The organism is Microbispora sp. NBC_01389 (assembly GCF_045040095.1).
Classification (GTDB): Bacteria; Actinomycetota; Actinomycetes; order Streptosporangiales; family Streptosporangiaceae; genus Microbispora.
On sequence record NZ_CP109552.1, the window covers coordinates 1916429 to 1932492 of the forward strand.

The following is a 16064-nucleotide window of genomic DNA, read 5'->3' on the forward strand; positions in this document are numbered from 1 at the left end:
TTGTGAGCAGCGTGGCGCGTTACCGTACTCTGGATTTCTCGGCTATGTGATCGGAGGTGGACCGTGACGCATGAGCTTGATCACGGTCGGAAGGCTGCGGCCCACGGGTCGCGCATTGACGCCTACGTCGACAGGTACGCCGCCCGCGCCGCCGGGATGGTCGCCTCCGAGATCCGAGCTCTCTTCGCCGTCGCCTCGAGGCCTGAGGTGGTCTCGCTCGGCAGCGGCATGCCGTACATCACGGCCCTTCCCCTCGACGTGGTCGGCGATCTCGTCGCCGATCTGGTCGCCACGCGCGGTTCCGTCGCTCTGCAGTACGGCGGCGGCCAGGGCGACCCCGCTCTGCGGGAGCAGATCTGCGAGGTCATGCGCCTTGAGGGCATCGAAGCCGGTCCCGACGACATCATGGTCACCGTCGGCTCCCAGCAGGCGCTCGACCTCATCACCCGCATCTTCATCGACCCCGGTGACGTCGTGCTCGCCGAAGGGCCGTCCTACGCCGGAGCCCTCGGCACGTTCGCGGCCTACCAGGCGAAGGTCGTCCACATCGCGATGGACGACCAGGGGCTGATTCCCGAGTCGCTCGCGCAGACCATCTACGCCCTCCAGGCGGCGGGCAACCGGATCAAGTTCCTCTACACGATCCCGACCTTCCAGAATCCGGCCGGCGTGACGCTCAACGAGGTGCGCCGCCGCCAGGTGCTGGAGATCTGCCGCCGGGCCGGCGTGCTCGTCGTCGAGGACAACCCGTACGGCCTGCTCGGGTTCGATGGAGAGCCGATGCGGGCGTTGCGGGCCGACGATCCCGACGGTGTCGTCTACCTTGGCTCGTTCTCCAAGACCCTGGCCCCGGGCTTCCGCGTCGGCTGGGCCGTCGCCCCTCACGCGATCCGCGACAAGCTGGTCCTCGCCATGGAGTCGGCGGTGTTGTCGCACTCGACGTTCACCCAGCTCGCCGTGGGACAGTACCTCACGACCCAGCCGTGGCGGGAGCAGATCAAGACGTTCCGGGAGCTGTACCGCGAGCGGCGTGACGCGATGCTGAGCGCGCTCGAGGTGTTCATGCCGCCCGGGTGCACGTGGACCCGCCCGGCCGGCGGCTTCTTCGTCTGGATGACGCTTCCAGAGGGGCTCAATTCGAAGGCTCTCCTCCCTCGCGCCATCGCCGAACGGGTCGCCTTCGTGCCCGGCACCGGGTTCTACTCCGACGGCGGCGGCACGCGGAACATGCGGCTGTCGTTCTGCTACCCGGAGCCGGACCGCATCAAGGAAGGCGTACGCCGCCTCGCCGGGGTCATCGAGCAGGAGCTCAGGATGCGGGACACGTTCGGTACGGGTTCCATCCCGCGGCATGGGGGCGTGGACACCCCCGGCCCGGACCTCGTCTAGGAAGCGTCCGGCCTGTCTCGCTCAGGCGCGGTACGGCCCGCGCCCGAACCGGCGTAGCCTCTCCTACTGGGATGTCGTCGCCTTTCGCCCCTCCTGTCGTGGCCGGGCCTGGACGACGACCGCCGGGAGGGGCACTAGCCTGTTCAGGCTGGCCGTACCGACTCCTCGACGCGAGAAAGGCCCTCTTCGTGAGCGAGCGAACGATGACCGCAGGATCGCCCCCCGCACATTCGCGGAGGGGAACGCGCCCCGGGCCGGGCAACGCCGATCACCGGTGGATCGGGGGTCGCGCCTCCCACAGCCGCGCGGGGTCTCCCGGTCCGCGTGTGCTGCGGGATGACCTGATCCAGTTCGGCGGCGTGTTCGCCCGCGTCGGTGGTGAGGCGGCATGAGCGATCTGGGTCACGTGCTCGTCCTCGCCGGAGGGCTCTCCTACGAACGTGAGGTCTCCCTGCGCTCCGGTCGCCGGGTGGCGGAGGTGCTGCGGGCGGCCGGTGTGGACGTGGAGACGCGCGACACCGACGCCACCCTCGTGCCCGCCGTGTTGTCGGACCCGCCGGACGCGGTGTTCGTCACCCTGCACGGCGGCGCCGGGGAGGACGGGGCCATCCGGTCCGTCCTGGAACTGCTCGACGTGCCCTACGTCGGCGCGACGCCGGACGCCTGCCGGGTCGCCTTCGACAAGCCCACCGCCAAGGCGGTCGTCCGATCCTGGGGGCTCAACACCCCCGACTCGGTGGCGCTGCCCAAGGAGACGTTCCACGACCTCGGCGCGACCGCGGTGCTCGCCCGCATCGTCGACCGCCTCGGACTGCCGCTGTTCGTGAAGCCCTCACGTGGAGGGTCCGCGCTCGGCGCGTCGATCGTCCGCAGCGCCGAGGAGTTGCCCGCCGCGATGGTCGGCTGCTTCGCCTACGGGGACACCGCGTTGATCGAGCAGTACGTGCAAGGCGTGGAGGTCGCCGTATCCGTGGTGGATCTCGGCGACGGCCCGGTCGCCCTGCCTCCGGTGGAGATCGTGCCCGACCGCGGCGTCTACGACTACGCCGCCCGTTACACGGCCGGCCAGACGGAGTTCTTCGCGCCTGCCCGGCTCTCTCCCGAGGCCACCGAGGCGTGTGCGGGGATGGCCGTGGCCGCGCACACGGCGCTGGGCCTGCGCGACGTCTCCCGTACCGACATCATCGTCGACGCCACCGGCAAGCCGTTCTTCCTTGAGGTGAACGTCGCCCCGGGCATGACGGAGACCTCCCTGCTTCCGATGGCCGCCGAAGCGGCTCACCGCGACCTGGGAACCCTCTGCAGGGGACTCCTGGAGCTTGCCGCGGCTCGCCGCTGAGCCTTGTCTCACGTGAAACACGCACCGCCGCATGCGTGCCTATGGGCACGCATGCGGCGGCCGAAGCGACAGGGTCAGCCGAACCAGCTGTCGTAAGCGCTACCCAAACTGTCATGGGGCGGATCGGGAAGCACCTGGAAGAACTTCCATGCGTACCCATATGGATCGACGACCTCGGCGTACCGCTCCCCCCACGGGGCATCCACGGGGTCGGTGGCGATCTCACAACCGGCCGATCGGCAGTAGTCCACCGCCGCCCCCACGTCGTCCATCGCGACGCCGATGACCACGCCCAAGCCTCGGGGACCGGCCAGGGTGCATCGTTCACGCTCGCTGCCGGGAAACGGCATGCCCGTCAGGGCGTCGACGAGCAGTTGGAGATCGCCGCGTCGCAGGATCGCCATGATTATCCGGCCGTCGGGGCTGGACAGCGTCCCGGTCCGCTCGAACCCCAGACCCTCATAGAACGCGGCCGCCGCACTCACGTCCTCAACCCGAAGCCCTATCCGGAAGGGAGCCTCGTCGTTCATCGCGCCTCCACGGTTCGGCGTCGCCTGTGCCTGAGCACGTCGCCATCCTGAGCACGATTGGTGAGAAGCCGCGCCCAGTGTGATGGGCTCTCACGAGGATGTCCCGGTCCGCATGGGACCCAACTCATCGAAGGCGAGGCCCGGGTTCACGGGACACGGCGAGTGACGACGTTGCCGGCCCGGCCTGCGCGGCTCCGAACACGGCCGGCGGAGCGGGGCTCAGAGAACTCCTGCCACCCCTGCGGATTTCACCCGGCGTTCTCTCGCCTGCTGCGGCCACTTGGGCGATCGAGGGCGGTTCATGCGCCGGCAGTGGCGCTGTTTCACGTGAAACAGCGGCTACTCGGTGACGGCCCCCGCGCCGCGCATGGCGTTGGCGGCCTCTGGAGCCATCGTGTCGATGATGCGCTCCAGGTCGTCGATGGTGGAGAACTCGACCACGATGCGGCCCTTCCGGCTGCCGAGATCGACCTTCACCTTCGTCTCGAAGTGGTCGGAGAGCCGGTCGGCCAGATCCCGCAGCGCCGGAGCCGTCGGCTTCTTCGCCCGCGGCTTGCGGGGAGCCGGACCCGCGGTCGCCTCCCCCAGCGCCACGATCTCCTCGACGGTCCGGACCGACAGTCCTTCCGCCACGATTCGGCTCGCCAGGCGCTCCTGGGCGGCCGGGTCGCTGAGCGTCAGCAGCGCACGCGCGTGCCCGGCGCTGATGACCCCCGCCGCCAGTCTGCGCTGCACCTCCGGCGGGAGGTTCAGCAGTCGCAGGGTGTTGCTGATGTGCGAGCGGGACCGCCCCACCTTCCTGGCGAGCACCTCATGGGTGGCGCCAAAGTCGTCCAGAAGCTGCTGGTAGGCCGCCGCCTCCTCCAGCGCGTTCAGTTGCTCGCGCTGGAGGTTCTCGATGAGCGCCTCGCGGAGCATCTCGTCGTCCTGCGTACTGCGGACGATCGCGGGGATGTGGTCGAGGCCGGCGAGCTGGGACGCGCGCCACCTCCGCTCCCCCATGATGAGCTCGAAGCGGCCGTCCGGCAGCGCCCGTACGACGACCGGCTGCAGCAGGCCGACCTCCTTGATGGAGGCGGACAGTTCGTCGAGACGATCCTCGTCGAACACCTCTCGCGGCTGGCGGGGGTTGGGAGAGATCGATCCGACCTCTATCTCCTGGAAGTACGCACCCTCCACCGGCCGCAGGCCCGTTCCGCTGCCATCCGCCTCGCTGCCACCCGTCATCGCACCGTTTGTCACGCCGCCACCCAATACGGGTGACGGCAGACCGGCAGTGGACGGCACGCTCGCCACAGGCGACGGATCGACGATCGGTCCCGTGGGGATCAGAGCCCCAAGACCCTTGCCAAGTCCCCGACGCTGCTGGCTCACCGCTGCTCCTTCATACCCACACCCGCACAGAAGGCGGTGCCCAGCGACTCGGGGTCACTGGGCACCGGCACGCACACACCAGGAGAGAGTACCGCTGCGGCGCCTCCGCACGAGTCCTCAGACATGGAGCTGTTCATAACCCGGGATCGGGCCGCCGCCCATACCCCGAAAAGAGACCGCCGGCCGCCGGATGTCCGCTCAGCCCGGAGTCTCTGATATCGGCTGTCAGGCGTCGGCGAGGGCCGCCGCACGATAGGCGATCTCCTTGGCGGCCCCCATGTACGCGAGCGCGCCGCTGGACCCCGGGTCGTACGTCATGACCGACTGGCCATAGCTGGGCGCCTCGGAGACGCGGACGCTCCTGGGGATGACCGCGTCGAGCACCGTGTCGCCGAAGTGTGACCGCACCTCTTCCGCGACCTGAGACGCCAGGCGGGTACGACCGTCGTACATGGTGAGAAGGATGGTCGAGACCGCGAGCGTCTGGTTCAGGTGCGCACGCACCAGCTCGACGTTCTGCATGAGCTGGGTGAGACCCTCCAGGGCGTAGTACTCGCACTGGATGGGGATCAGCACCTCCTGGGCCGCCGCCATGGCGTTCACCGTCAGCAGGCCCAGCGACGGCGGGCAGTCGATGAGGATGTAGTCGAACTCCATGGCGTCGAAGGCCGCCAGCGCCCTCCGCAGGCGGGTCTCACGGCCGACCATGGGGACAAGCTCGATCTCCGCGCCCGCGAGGTCGAGGGTGGCGGGGGCGCAGTAGAGGTTCGGCATGTCGGGCACGGGGTTCACGATCTGCGACAGCGGCATGTCGTCCACCAGGACCTGGTAAACCGACGGCATCCCCGACCGGTGCTCGGTCGCGAGGGCGGTCGACGCGTTTCCCTGCGGGTCCAGGTCGACCACGAGAACGCGCTGATCGTGCATGGACAGTGCCGCCGCCAGGTTGACGGCCGTGGTGGTCTTGCCCACGCCACCCTTCTGGTTGGACACCGTCATCACCCGGCAGCGAGGAGGCCGGGGCCAGCTCCCCTCGTCACGCGTCGAATAACCGACGGAAGGCGCAGCCGCCTGCGGGGGCGCGGCTGTTTCACGTGAAACCACAGAACTCAGTGCCTCTCGTACCAGCGGCGAATCGCCAGGGCTAAGGGGGGTCGGGGACACGGTCGTCGTCCTTTCGACCGGCGAAGCAGGGGGACGAGGCCAGCCAACCCCGGAGGACCGGCCTGCTGCCGCGATCTCCCAGCGTAGGGGGAGCCGGGTCTCCGGCCAACCCAGTCCCGCATTCACATCGCCTGATCCGGCGTCCGCCACGCGGCTCACCTCTTCCGTCGCCTCCGCGTGTCCGCTCGCAGGGGTCGTCCTGCGACGACGCGAACAAGGGTCGCGGGCGGCTCGACCCTACCCTGCCCCACTGTCACGAGTTCGACGTGCCTCACTCCGTACGACTGGAGGCAGGGACGGGCGGCCTCCAGTTCCTCCTGCGCTCGCTCCCCCTTCATCGCCAGCAGTTCGCCGTCTTCCCGGAGCAGCGGCATCGACCATGAGAGCAGGCGGTCGAGCGGCGCCACCGCCCGTGCGGTCGCGACATCGAAGATCCTCTTGTGTGCGATCTCCTCTGCGCGTCCGCGCAGCACCTCCACGTTGTCAAGCTTGAGCGCCTCGACGCATTCGGAGAGGAAGACCGTACGGCGGAGCAGCGGTTCCAGCAGCGTCACCGTCACGTCGGGCCGGACGATCGCGAGCACCAGGCCGGGCAGGCCGGCGCCGGAGCCGATGTCGACGACAGTCGAGTCAGGCGGGACCGCCTCCTCGACCACGGCACAGTTGAGCAGATGGCGGTCCCAGATCCGGGGCACCTCTCTCGGCCCCAGCAGCCCTCGCACCACTCCGGGACCGGCGAGTAACTCGGCGAACACCCGGGCCCGCTCAAGCGCCTCACCGGTGAAGATCTCACGCGCCACCGGGGGCGCCTCGGGCAGGTCGTTGCTCTCCGTCATCACTCACTCATCCAGGAACGCTCTGTGGGCCAAGGGTAGTCGTCATTCCCCGGCCGGGGATGGTCAGCCGCGGATACGGCGGCGGGTCCGCCCGCCCCCGGACGTGCAGGGTGGCGAGCCACTTCATCCGCGACGTGGCAGGACGCCAGGACGGGAAAAGCCGCCGGCCCCGAAGATCGGGACCGACGGCTTCCCACGTCGGAGCTTGCGAACCGTACGGTCCGGAACCGTGCGGACTCGGCCGCCGTACAGACTTGGGACCGTGCGGGACCGGAGTCGTGCGGACTCGGAACCGGAAGGAACGGTCAGGCGGGCAGGACAACCACGAAACGGCGGGGCTCCTCGCCCTCCGACTCGCTGCGCAGGCCCGCCGCCGCGACGGCGTCGTGCACGATCTTCCGCTCGAAGGGCGTCATCGGGGTGAGCGCCTTCGGCTCGCCCGTGCGCTTGACGTCCTCGGCCGCCGAGGTGCCCACCTTCGTCAGCTCGGCGCGGCGCCGTTCCCGGTAGCCGCCCACGTCGAGCATCAGCCGGGAACGCTCCCCCGTCTGGCGGTGCACGGCGAGCCGCGTCAGCTCCTGCAGCGCCTCCAGCACCTCCCCGCCGGAGCCCACGAGATCGTCGCCCTCGATCCCGACGATCGATACCAAGGCGCGGTCCCCCTCCACGTCCATATCGATGTCGCCGTCCAGGTCGGCGATGTCGAGCAGGCCCTCCAGGTAGTCCGCCGCGATCTCACCCTCCTGTTCCAGGGCGTCGGCGTCGGGAGCAGGCTTGAGGGTCTCCCCAGCTTCGGTCACGTCCGGACTCTCCTTCTCCTACGACTTCTTGCTGCCGGTGCGCTTGCTGCGGGGCTGGCGTGCCGGCTGCTGACGGACGATCTTGGGGGCGGGCTCGGGCTCGATCTCGGGGGCTGTGGTCTTGGGCTTGCCCACCAGCTTCGTGAAGACGCCGTTGCTCGGCTCGGGGGTGGTGACGTTGCCCTTCTCGTCCACGACCGGCATGGGGTGCCGACTGTAGAACCAGTGCTGCTGGCCGAGTGTCCACAGGTTGGTGGTCACCCAGTAGAGGATCAGGCCGAGCTGGAAGTTCAGGCTGAAGATGGCGAACAGCGGCGAGATGTACATCAGGATCTTCTGCTGCTGCGCCATGGGGTTGTCCGGCATCTGCGCCACCGAGCGCCTGACGCTCTGCCGGACGGTGAGGAAGGTGGTGCACGAGCTGACCGCGACGAAGCAGCCGAGCACGATCTTCGTCAGCACCGGTTCGGCGCCGAGGCCCCTGATGACCTCCGCGCTGTCGAAGAACTTCGCCGTCAGCGGCGCGGCGATGACGTGCGCGGCACGCGCGCTGTTCACCAGTTCCTTCGTCATGCCGAAGGCAGGGCGGTCCTCGGCGATGGCCCGCAGCACGGTGAACATCGAGATGAAGATCGGGAACTGCGCGACGATCGGGAGGCAGCCACCCAGGGGGTTGGTGCCCGCCTCCTGGTACAGCTTCATGACCTCCTGGTTCATGCGCTGCTTGTCGTTCTTGTACTTCTTGCGCAGCTCCTGCACCTTGGGCGCGAGTTCCTGCATCTTCCGCGACGAGCGCATCTGCTTCATGAAGAGCGGGAAGATCAGCAGACGCATCAGCACGGTCAGGGTGATGATGGTCAGCGCCCAGTTGAGACCGCTACTGGCGGGGATAAAGGTGCTGTAACCGCCGTGGATCCAGGTGATCACCTGGGCCACCGCCGTATACAGCCAATTCAGGAATGGCAGCTCCACCGAGCTAGCTCCCTTGCGTTTCGTCGTGAGACCGGACTCGGCGTGGGGGCACCGGGTCGAAACCTCCAGGATGGAACGGATGGCACCGTCCAATACGCCTGACGGTCAGCCATACCCCGCGCGCCGCTCCATGAACGGCGACGGCCTCGAGACCATAGGCACTACAGGACGGCTCGAACCGGCACCTCGGCCCCAGCAGCGGGCTGATGAATGCGCGGTAGAACCGGATGAGCGCGAGCAGCAGGCGGGCGACCAGCCCGCCTCCGGGCAGGTCGGCCTCCCCAGGCACCTCGGCCGGGGTCGGATGCTGCGCTGTCATGACCGTCCATCCGTCGGGGTCCGGGCCTCGGACCCGCGCCGCCGGAGTAAACGACTCAGCGCGACGTCGAGTTCGGCGGCCAGGTGCTCGCTACGCGCGGACGCGGCCGGTGGATTGGCGCGTACCACCAAGAGGCTACCTCTCGGCAGCATCGGCAGGCGGCTCCGCATGAGGTGTCTCAACCTGCGCCTGACCTGGTTCCGCACCACGGCGCCGCCGACCGCCCTGCTCACGACGAAGCCGACCAGCGGTGGCTCGTCGGCGTCGCGCAGATTCAAATGTGCGACCAGGGCGGGACGCCCGGCGCGTCGCCCACGGCGGATCGCGTCGGCGAACTCGTCACCCCGACGCATGCGGGACGCGGACGGAAGCACCGGGCCTTCCTCGACGTACGGCCGCCCGCTCGTGCCCGGCGCCGCGAGGGGCACCGGGCACGAGCGGGCGGCGACTGGTCGTCAGACCGTCAGCTCGGCGCGGCCCTTGCGGCGGCGCGCGGCCAGGATGGCGCGACCGGCCCGGGTGCGCATGCGCAGCCGGAAGCCGTGGGTCTTCGCGCGGCGACGGTTGTTCGGCTGGTAAGTACGCTTGCTCACGAGTGGGCTCCAGGCTTCAGGTACGTCCGCGGGCTGCGGACGCGGCACAATCCAATGTCACGCGGCTCGTCATATGCGCGGGCATGCGAAATAGCCGTCGCGTGATTAGCCGACCGGGACACGTTACGGGGCCACCCTACGTCAGGTCAAACCAACACCCGTGCCGCCAACCGAGTACGGCGGGCGACCATGGCCCACTAGGCTGTGGACAACGCCTTGAACGCGGGTGTGCACACCGCTACTGTCGGCCGTCCGGCCCTTCCCCTCATCAGCGTTGATGTGCCCGGGAAAAATACGCGGCCTGTGCACAGCGTGTGGATCACGTGTGGATCAGGCATCTGGAAGAGGGCCGGCGCCGTGCGGCGTACCGGACGGAACACGGCACGGATCGCGGCGGCGGACGGGGCCGCGCAAAGGGAGGAGGGGCCGAGCCATGGAAGGCGTCGATCTCAACGCTGTATGGGCTCGGGCGCTCAGCACCCTCCTCGACGAGGGCGTCTCCGGGCAGCAGCGTGCGTTCCTCCAGATGACCCAGCCCTCCGGCCTCATCAACGACACCATCCTCCTGGCCGCCCCGAATGACTTCGCCAAAGAGGTCATCGAGGTGCGGCTGCGCCCGCTGATCGTGCACGCGCTGTCGCAGGAGCTCGGCAGGCCGGTGCGGATCGCGGTGATGGTGGATCCCGGCGCGGGACTTCAGGCCGCTCCAGACCCTGTGGGCCAGGCGCCGGCCGACCGTCATCCACAGCAGTCGTCCACAGATTATCCACAGCCCAATTCCCAGGCTCCGCGCTTCCCCTTAGGCGAGGACGGGCCGTCCCGGCGCGAGCCCGAGCCGCACGCCCCGCCGAGTATCCACAGCCCCGCCCATGGTCCGGCATACGGTCCCGCCCATGGACGCCCCCAGGAGTCGCAGCAGATCCACGGCGGGCCGCGGTACCCACACGACCAGCAGTATCGACAGGACCAGCAGTATCCACAGCCCGGCCAGCAGGTCTCCCCGCCGGACCGCCCGCAGCGGCCGGGCGGCTACTCGCCCGAGCCGCCTCCCGCACCCAAGCCGGAGCCCCTGCCGGCGCAGAACCGCTGGGACGCGCGGGGCGGCCGCCCAGGTGGAGAGTCGGCCCGGCTGAACGCCAAGTACACCTTCGAGACGTTCGTCATCGGCGCGAGCAACCGCTTCGCCCACGCCGCCGCGGTCGCGGTCGCCGAGGCCCCCGCCAAGGCGTACAACCCGCTGTTCATCTACGGCGACTCCGGGCTGGGGAAGACGCACCTGCTGCACGCGATCGGCCACTACGCGCAGAGCCTCTACGACGGTGCCCGGGTGCGGTACGTGAGCTCCGAGGAGTTCACCAACGACTTCATCAACTCCATCCGCGACCACAAGGCGGACGGGTTCCGGGCCCGCTACCGCGCGGTCGACATCCTCCTTGTGGACGACATCCAGTTCCTGGAGGGCAAGGAGCAGACGCAGGAGGAGTTCTTCCACACCTTCAACACCCTCCACAACGCCAGCAAGCAGATCGTCATCTCCAGCGACCGCGCCCCCAAGCAGCTCGTCACGCTGGAGGACCGGCTGCGCAACCGCTTCGAGTGGGGACTGATCACCGACGTCCAGCCGCCGGAGCTGGAGACCCGCATCGCGATCCTGCGGAAGAAGGCGATCCAGGAGGGCCTGGCAGCGCCGCCCGACGTCCTCGAGTACATCGCCAGCCGCATCGCCACCAACATCCGCGAGCTGGAGGGGGCGCTGATCCGGGTCACCGCGTTCGCCAGCCTCAACCGCCAGTCCGTGGACCTCCAGCTCGCCGAGATCGTCCTCAAGGACCTGATCAGCGAGGACGCGAGCCCGGAGATCACCATCTCCCTCATCATGTCCACAACCGCGGAGTACTTCGGCGTCTCGCTCGACGACCTGTGCGGAAGCTCCCGGTCGCGGGCGCTGGTCACCGCCCGGCAGATTGCGATGTATCTGGCCCGCGAGCTGACCGACCTGTCGCTGCCGAAGATCGGCCAGCAGTTCGGCGGCCGTGACCACACCACCGTCATGCATGCGGAGCGTAAGATCCGCTCGCTCATGGCCGAGCGGCACTCGATGTACAACCAGGTCAACGAGCTGACCACCCGGATCAAGCAGCGCGCACGCAACGCTTAGTACACAGGCTGTGGATAACTCTGTGGATCAGGGATGCCGCCTTGTCGCGGCCCGAATCGCGTTACCCCCACCCTCTCCGGCCCGCCGGCAGGCCGTCCGCGCTTGGGGACAACTTTGGGGAAAAGCTGGGGACAGCTTGGGGAATACCTGTGGGCAGGCTGGGGACGCCCTGTGCGTACTCGTCACAGGCACATCGGCTGTCCCTTTTACCCCGTGGACAACCGGTGGAAACATGGTGGATTACTCGTGGACAGAGGGGCCCGAACCTGGGGACGGGCTGTGGGGACAGCACGGTCACCCACAATCCACAGGGGGTCCGTCCACCGTTCCCCCACAGCCCCGGTGGATGAAGCATCTCCACTGAGCTGCGAAAATGCTCCTCATCCACATATCCACACTCCCTAATGCGATGACTTGTATCTCTCTCTAAGGAACTCAAGAACCATAGAAGGGGTTCTGGAGGCACACAGGTGCGGGAGAGTGAAGACTTGACGATGCAGCGACACCCAGGAGGCTGATCCACGTGATGTTCCGGATCGATCGCGATGTCCTCGCCGAGGCCGTGGCGTGGACGGCACGGAGCCTTCCGGCCCGTCCCTCGGTGCCGGTGCTCGCCGGCATGCGGCTTGAGGTGACCGACGACCAGCGGCTGAAGCTCTCCGGCTTCGACTACGAGGTCTCCGCCGAGGTGACCCTCGACCTGCAGACCGGGGAGGCGGGCGTGGTGCTCGTCTCGGGCAAACTGCTGGCCGAGATCACCCGTGCCCTCCCCGCACAGCCGGTCGAACTGGTCGTGGACGGGGCGAAGGCCGTGGTCACCTGTGGGAGCGCGCGGTTCACCCTGCTCACCATGCCTGTGGAGGACTACCCCTCCCTGCCGGCGATGCCGCCCGCCGCCGGACGGGTCGGCAGCGACGTGTTCGCCTCCGCCGTCGGCCAGGTGGCCGTGGCCGCGGGCAAGGACGACACGCTCCCGATGCTGACCGGCGTCCGGATGGAGATCGACGGCGACACGGTGACCCTCGCCGCCACTGACCGCTACCGGCTCGCCGTACGCGAACTGAAGTGGCAGCCGGAGCAGCCCGGCTTCCAGGCCGTGGCGATGATTCCCGGCCGTACGCTCGCCGACACGGCCAAGGCGCTCGGCGGCAGCGGTGCGGAGGTCGAGATCGCGCTCAGCTCCGCCGGCGGCACCGGCGAGGGCATGATCGGGTTCTCCAGCTCCGGGCGGCGGACGACGACCCGGCTGCTCGACCCCGAGTTCCCCAAGTACCGCTCGCTGCTGCCCACCGAGTTCTCCGCCCGGGCCGATCTGTCCACAGGCTCGTTCGTCGAGGCCGTCAAGCGCGTCGCTCTCGTCGCCGAGCGCAACACCCCCGTACGGCTGGCCTTCCGCGGCGGCGAGGTCGTCCTGGAGGCCGGCAGCGGCGACGAGGCCCAGGCGGTGGAGGCGCTTCCGGTCGACTTCGACGGCGACGAGATCAACATCGCGTTCAACCACCAGTTCCTGCTGGAGGGCCTGGGGGCGATCGACTCCGACATCGCCCGGCTGCAGTTCACCACGCCGACCAAGCCGGCCATCCTCACCGCGGGCAAGCCTGTGGACGAAGGCGCGAACGAGGACTACCGCTACCTCATCATGCCCATCCGCCTGTCCAGCTGATCTCGCCGTGACGCCCCGGGCATACTCTTTGGCCGTGGCATGGACCCCCGATGCACGGGTACGCGTGCCTCGGTGGACGACGCGGACGTCAAGGGGTGGCTCAGATGCAGATCGGCATGATCGGGCTCGGCAGGATGGGCGGCAACATGGCCGAGCGGTTGCGGCGCGCCGGCCATGAGGTCGTCGGCTATGACCGCGATCCCTCAGTCAGCGACGTCGGCAGCCTGAAGGACCTCGTCGAGAGGCTTCAGGCGCCGCGCGCGGTCTGGGTGATGGTCCCCGCCGGAGCGCCGACCCGTGCCACCGTCGAGCAACTGCGCGACCTGCTGTCGGAGGGCGACGTCGTGATCGACGGCGGCAACTCCAACTATCTGGACGACCAGCGGCACGCGGCGGATCTCGGCACCCGCGGCATCGGCTTCGTCGACGTGGGCGTCAGCGGCGGCGTGTGGGGCCTGCAGAACGGCTACGCGCTGATGGTCGGCGGCGAGGACGAGCACGTCGGGCGGCTCATGCCCGTCTTCGACACGCTCAAGCCCGAGGGCGAGGACGGCTTCGTGCACGCGGGCAGCGTCGGTGCGGGCCACTTCGCGAAGATGGTCCACAACGGCATCGAGTACGGCATGATGCAGTCCTTCGCCGAGGGCTGGGAACTGCTCGAGGCCAGCGACGTCGTCACCAACGTCCCCGACACGTTCCGGAGCTGGCGGCACGGCACGGTCATCCAGTCCTGGCTGCTCGACCTGCTGGTGCGGGCACTGCGGGAGGACCCCGACCTCGACGAGCTGAAGGGGTACGCGGAGGACTCCGGCGAGGGCCGGTGGACCGTGCAGGCCGCCGTCGACCACGCCGTGCCCCTGCCGGCCATCACGGCCGCGCTGTACGCCAGGTTCGCCTCGCGCCAGACCGACTCCCCGGCGATGAAGATGGTCGCGGCGCTGCGCAACCAGTTCGGCGGCCACGCGGTCGAGTCGGCCGAGGGCCAGACCGGCAGGGGCGCCGACTCCCCCGGCGCCGACGTGGCTCCGCCCCCCGAAGCCGACCGGTGAGCACCCCCGGAACGCGAGCAGACGGCTAGCCTTGCGGGCGTGCACGTGGCGAGCCTGTCCCTCACCGACTTCCGGTCCTATCCGGAGGTCGAGCTGACGCTCGAACCGGGCGCGACGGCCTTCGTGGGGCCGAACGGGCAGGGCAAGACCAACCTCGTCGAGGCGCTCGGCTACGTCGCGACCCATTCGAGCCACCGGGTGGCGACCGACGCGCCGCTCGTACGGCACGGCGCCCAGCGGGCGGTCGTGCGGGCCGTGGTCGTCAGGGACGACCGCCGCGCCCTCGTCGAGGTGGAGATCAACCCGGGCCGGGCCAACCGCGCCCGGGTGAACCGCTCACCGGTCCCGCGGCCGCGCGACGCGCTCGGCCTGCTGCGCACCGTCCTTTTCGCCCCCGAGGACCTCGCGCTCGTCAAGGGCGACCCGTCCGAGCGCCGCCGGTTCATGGACGAGCTGCTCGTCGCCCGCGCCCCCAGGTTCGCGGCCGTACGCGCCGACTACGAGCGCGTGCTCAAGCAGCGCAACACCCTCCTGCGTACGGCCGCGGCGAGCCGGGCGGGGCGGCGGCGCGCCCCCCGCAGGCAGGACGACGACGCGGCGTTCGCCGCCGCCGGCGCCGGGGACGTGCTGAGCACGCTGGAGATCTGGGACACCCACCTGGTGCGGTTCGGCGCCGAACTGCTGACGGCTCGGCTGCACCTGGTGGATCTGCTGCGCCCGCTCGCCGCCAAGGCGTACGCGACGCTCGCGCCGTCGTCCGGGCTCGCCGATCTGGAGTACCGGGCGTCGGGGTTATCCACAGATATCCCCACCCTGGGGACAAACCGGGAACTTCTCGCCGAAGCCATGCGGGCGGGCCTCGCCGAGGCGCGTCAGGCCGAGCTCGAACGCGGCGTGACCCTCGTCGGCCCGCACCGCGACGACCTGCTGCTGCGGCTGGGCGAGCTGCCCGCCCGCGGCTACGCGAGCCACGGTGAGTCGTGGTCGTTCGCGCTCGCGCTGCGGCTCGCGGCCTACGACCTGCTGAGAACCGACGGGGGCGACCCCGTGCTGATCCTCGACGACGTCTTCGCCGAGCTGGACGGGCAGCGGCGCAGGCGGCTCACCGAGATCGTCGCCCCGGCCGAGCAGGTGCTCATCACCGCCGCGGTGCCGGACGACGTGCCGTCCGAGCTGACCGGTGCCCGGTTCGACGTGACCGAAGGGAGCGTGACCCGTGTCCGATGAGATATCCACAGGCGGTGGACAATCCCCGAAGGGCTCGGCCGCGCGGGGCGCCGCGCTGGCGCGGGAGAAGCTGGTGCAGGCCAAGTCCGACGCGCGGAAGCGAGGACAGCTGCCGCGCAGCGAGCCCCGCCGCCGATCCGGCTCGGGCGGCCCGCGGCGTGACTCCGGAGACCCGCTGCCGTTCGGCCGGGCGATCCGCGACCTGCTCGCCGCCCGGGGATGGGAGCAGCCGGTCGCGGTCGGCGGGGTGTTCGGCCGCTGGCCGGAGATCGTCGGGCCCGACCTCGCCGCCCACACCCGGCCGGAGAGCTTCGAGGACGGCGAGGTGCTGGTCGCCGCCGACTCGACCGCCTGGGCGACCCAGGTGCGCCTGCTCGCCGCCACGCTGGTCAAGCGGCTGAACGAGGAGCTCGGAGACGGCACGGTGACCAGGGTGAAGGTGCGCGGCCCCGGCGCGGGACCGCGGCCGGAGGGCGGCCTCCGGGTGCGCGGCAGCCGGGGCCCGGGCGACACCTACGGGTGAACGGGCCCGCTCGCTGGGCAGTGGGAGGTCTTCGGAAGCCCGAACCGGCCCAAAATCGCGCCTGAGGCCATGACCCCCGTCCCCTGTGGGGGACGGTCGGAAACATGATCATCAAGCGACAGAGCATC

The 16064-nt window shown here is 69.6% G+C and carries 16 protein-coding genes; 7 read left to right on the forward strand and 9 right to left on the reverse strand.

Going from position 1 to position 16064, the window contains the following annotated elements:
* The first annotated feature begins 63 nt into the window (after positions 1-63).
* Positions 64-1389 carry a PLP-dependent aminotransferase family protein gene (locus tag OG344_RS08540; RefSeq protein WP_405087742.1) on the forward strand — a complete coding sequence of 442 codons (1326 nt, stop codon included), beginning with the start codon at positions 64-66 and terminating at the stop codon, positions 1387-1389.
* A 388-nt stretch (positions 1390-1777) separates the two neighbouring features.
* Complete coding sequence (locus OG344_RS08545; protein ID WP_327048698.1) at positions 1778-2728, forward strand: D-alanine--D-alanine ligase; 951 nt, start codon at positions 1778-1780, stop codon at positions 2726-2728.
* 74 nt (positions 2729-2802) lie between these two features.
* Here OG344_RS08545 and OG344_RS08550 read toward each other — a convergent pair whose 3' ends face one another.
* The 9 genes from OG344_RS08550 to rpmH all read right to left on the reverse strand — a co-directional run bounded on the left by OG344_RS08550 (position 2803) and on the right by rpmH (position 9316).
* Positions 2803-3258: a VOC family protein gene (locus OG344_RS08550; RefSeq protein ID WP_405087743.1), complete on the reverse strand. Its 456-nt coding sequence runs from the start codon at positions 3256-3258 to the stop codon at positions 2803-2805.
* 339 nt (positions 3259-3597) lie between these two features.
* On the reverse strand, positions 3598-4485 hold the full coding sequence (locus OG344_RS08555; protein WP_405087744.1) for a ParB/RepB/Spo0J family partition protein: 888 nt from the start codon (positions 4483-4485) through the stop codon (positions 3598-3600).
* Between the two features lie 372 nt (positions 4486-4857).
* Complete coding sequence (locus tag OG344_RS08560) at positions 4858-5631, reverse strand: ParA family protein (RefSeq protein ID WP_327048701.1); 774 nt, start codon at positions 5629-5631, stop codon at positions 4858-4860.
* Positions 5632-5951: 320 nt separating this feature from the next.
* Positions 5952-6632 carry a 16S rRNA (guanine(527)-N(7))-methyltransferase RsmG gene (gene rsmG, locus OG344_RS08565; protein WP_327048702.1) on the reverse strand — a complete coding sequence of 227 codons (681 nt, stop codon included), beginning with the start codon at positions 6630-6632 and terminating at the stop codon, positions 5952-5954.
* A gap of 305 nt (positions 6633-6937) precedes the next feature.
* Positions 6938-7432, reverse strand: coding sequence for a protein jag (locus OG344_RS08570; protein WP_405087745.1), 495 nt, complete (start codon positions 7430-7432; stop codon positions 6938-6940).
* 18 nt (positions 7433-7450) lie between these two features.
* Positions 7451-8404 carry a membrane protein insertase YidC gene (gene yidC / locus OG344_RS08575; protein WP_405087746.1) on the reverse strand — a complete coding sequence of 318 codons (954 nt, stop codon included), beginning with the start codon at positions 8402-8404 and terminating at the stop codon, positions 7451-7453.
* Positions 8405-8408: 4 nt separating this feature from the next.
* Positions 8409-8723: a membrane protein insertion efficiency factor YidD gene (yidD, locus tag OG344_RS08580; protein ID WP_405087747.1), complete on the reverse strand. Its 315-nt coding sequence runs from the start codon at positions 8721-8723 to the stop codon at positions 8409-8411.
* Positions 8720-9076 carry a ribonuclease P protein component gene (gene rnpA / locus OG344_RS08585; protein WP_405089059.1) on the reverse strand — a complete coding sequence of 119 codons (357 nt, stop codon included), beginning with the start codon at positions 9074-9076 and terminating at the stop codon, positions 8720-8722. The genes yidD and rnpA overlap by 4 nt, the downstream gene beginning before the upstream one ends.
* 102 nt (positions 9077-9178) lie before the next feature.
* A complete protein-coding gene (gene rpmH / locus OG344_RS08590; RefSeq protein ID WP_015772801.1) occupies positions 9179-9316 on the reverse strand; it encodes a 50S ribosomal protein L34 in 138 nt (45 codons plus the stop codon).
* Positions 9317-9749: 433 nt separating this feature from the next.
* Here rpmH and dnaA point away from each other — a divergent pair, with 433 nt between their 5' ends.
* The 5 genes from dnaA (at position 9750) to OG344_RS08615 (ending at position 15936) form a co-directional block, all read left to right on the forward strand.
* Entirely contained in the window at positions 9750-11474 is a 1725-nt protein-coding gene (gene dnaA / locus OG344_RS08595) for a chromosomal replication initiator protein DnaA (protein ID WP_405087748.1), read from the forward strand.
* Positions 11475-11997: 523 nt separating this feature from the next.
* Complete coding sequence (gene dnaN, locus OG344_RS08600) at positions 11998-13137, forward strand: DNA polymerase III subunit beta (protein ID WP_111700099.1); 1140 nt, start codon at positions 11998-12000, stop codon at positions 13135-13137.
* A gap of 50 nt (positions 13138-13187) precedes the next feature.
* Positions 13188-14186, forward strand: coding sequence for a phosphogluconate dehydrogenase (NAD(+)-dependent, decarboxylating) (gene gnd / locus OG344_RS08605; protein ID WP_405087749.1), 999 nt, complete (start codon positions 13188-13190; stop codon positions 14184-14186).
* Between the two features lie 39 nt (positions 14187-14225).
* Positions 14226-15413: a DNA replication/repair protein RecF gene (gene recF, locus OG344_RS08610; protein WP_405087750.1), complete on the forward strand. Its 1188-nt coding sequence runs from the start codon at positions 14226-14228 to the stop codon at positions 15411-15413.
* On the forward strand, positions 15403-15936 hold the full coding sequence (locus OG344_RS08615) for a DciA family protein (protein ID WP_327048710.1): 534 nt from the start codon (positions 15403-15405) through the stop codon (positions 15934-15936). Before recF ends, OG344_RS08615 begins: the two co-directional genes overlap by 11 nt.
* The last annotated feature ends 128 nt before the right edge of the window (positions 15937-16064 follow it).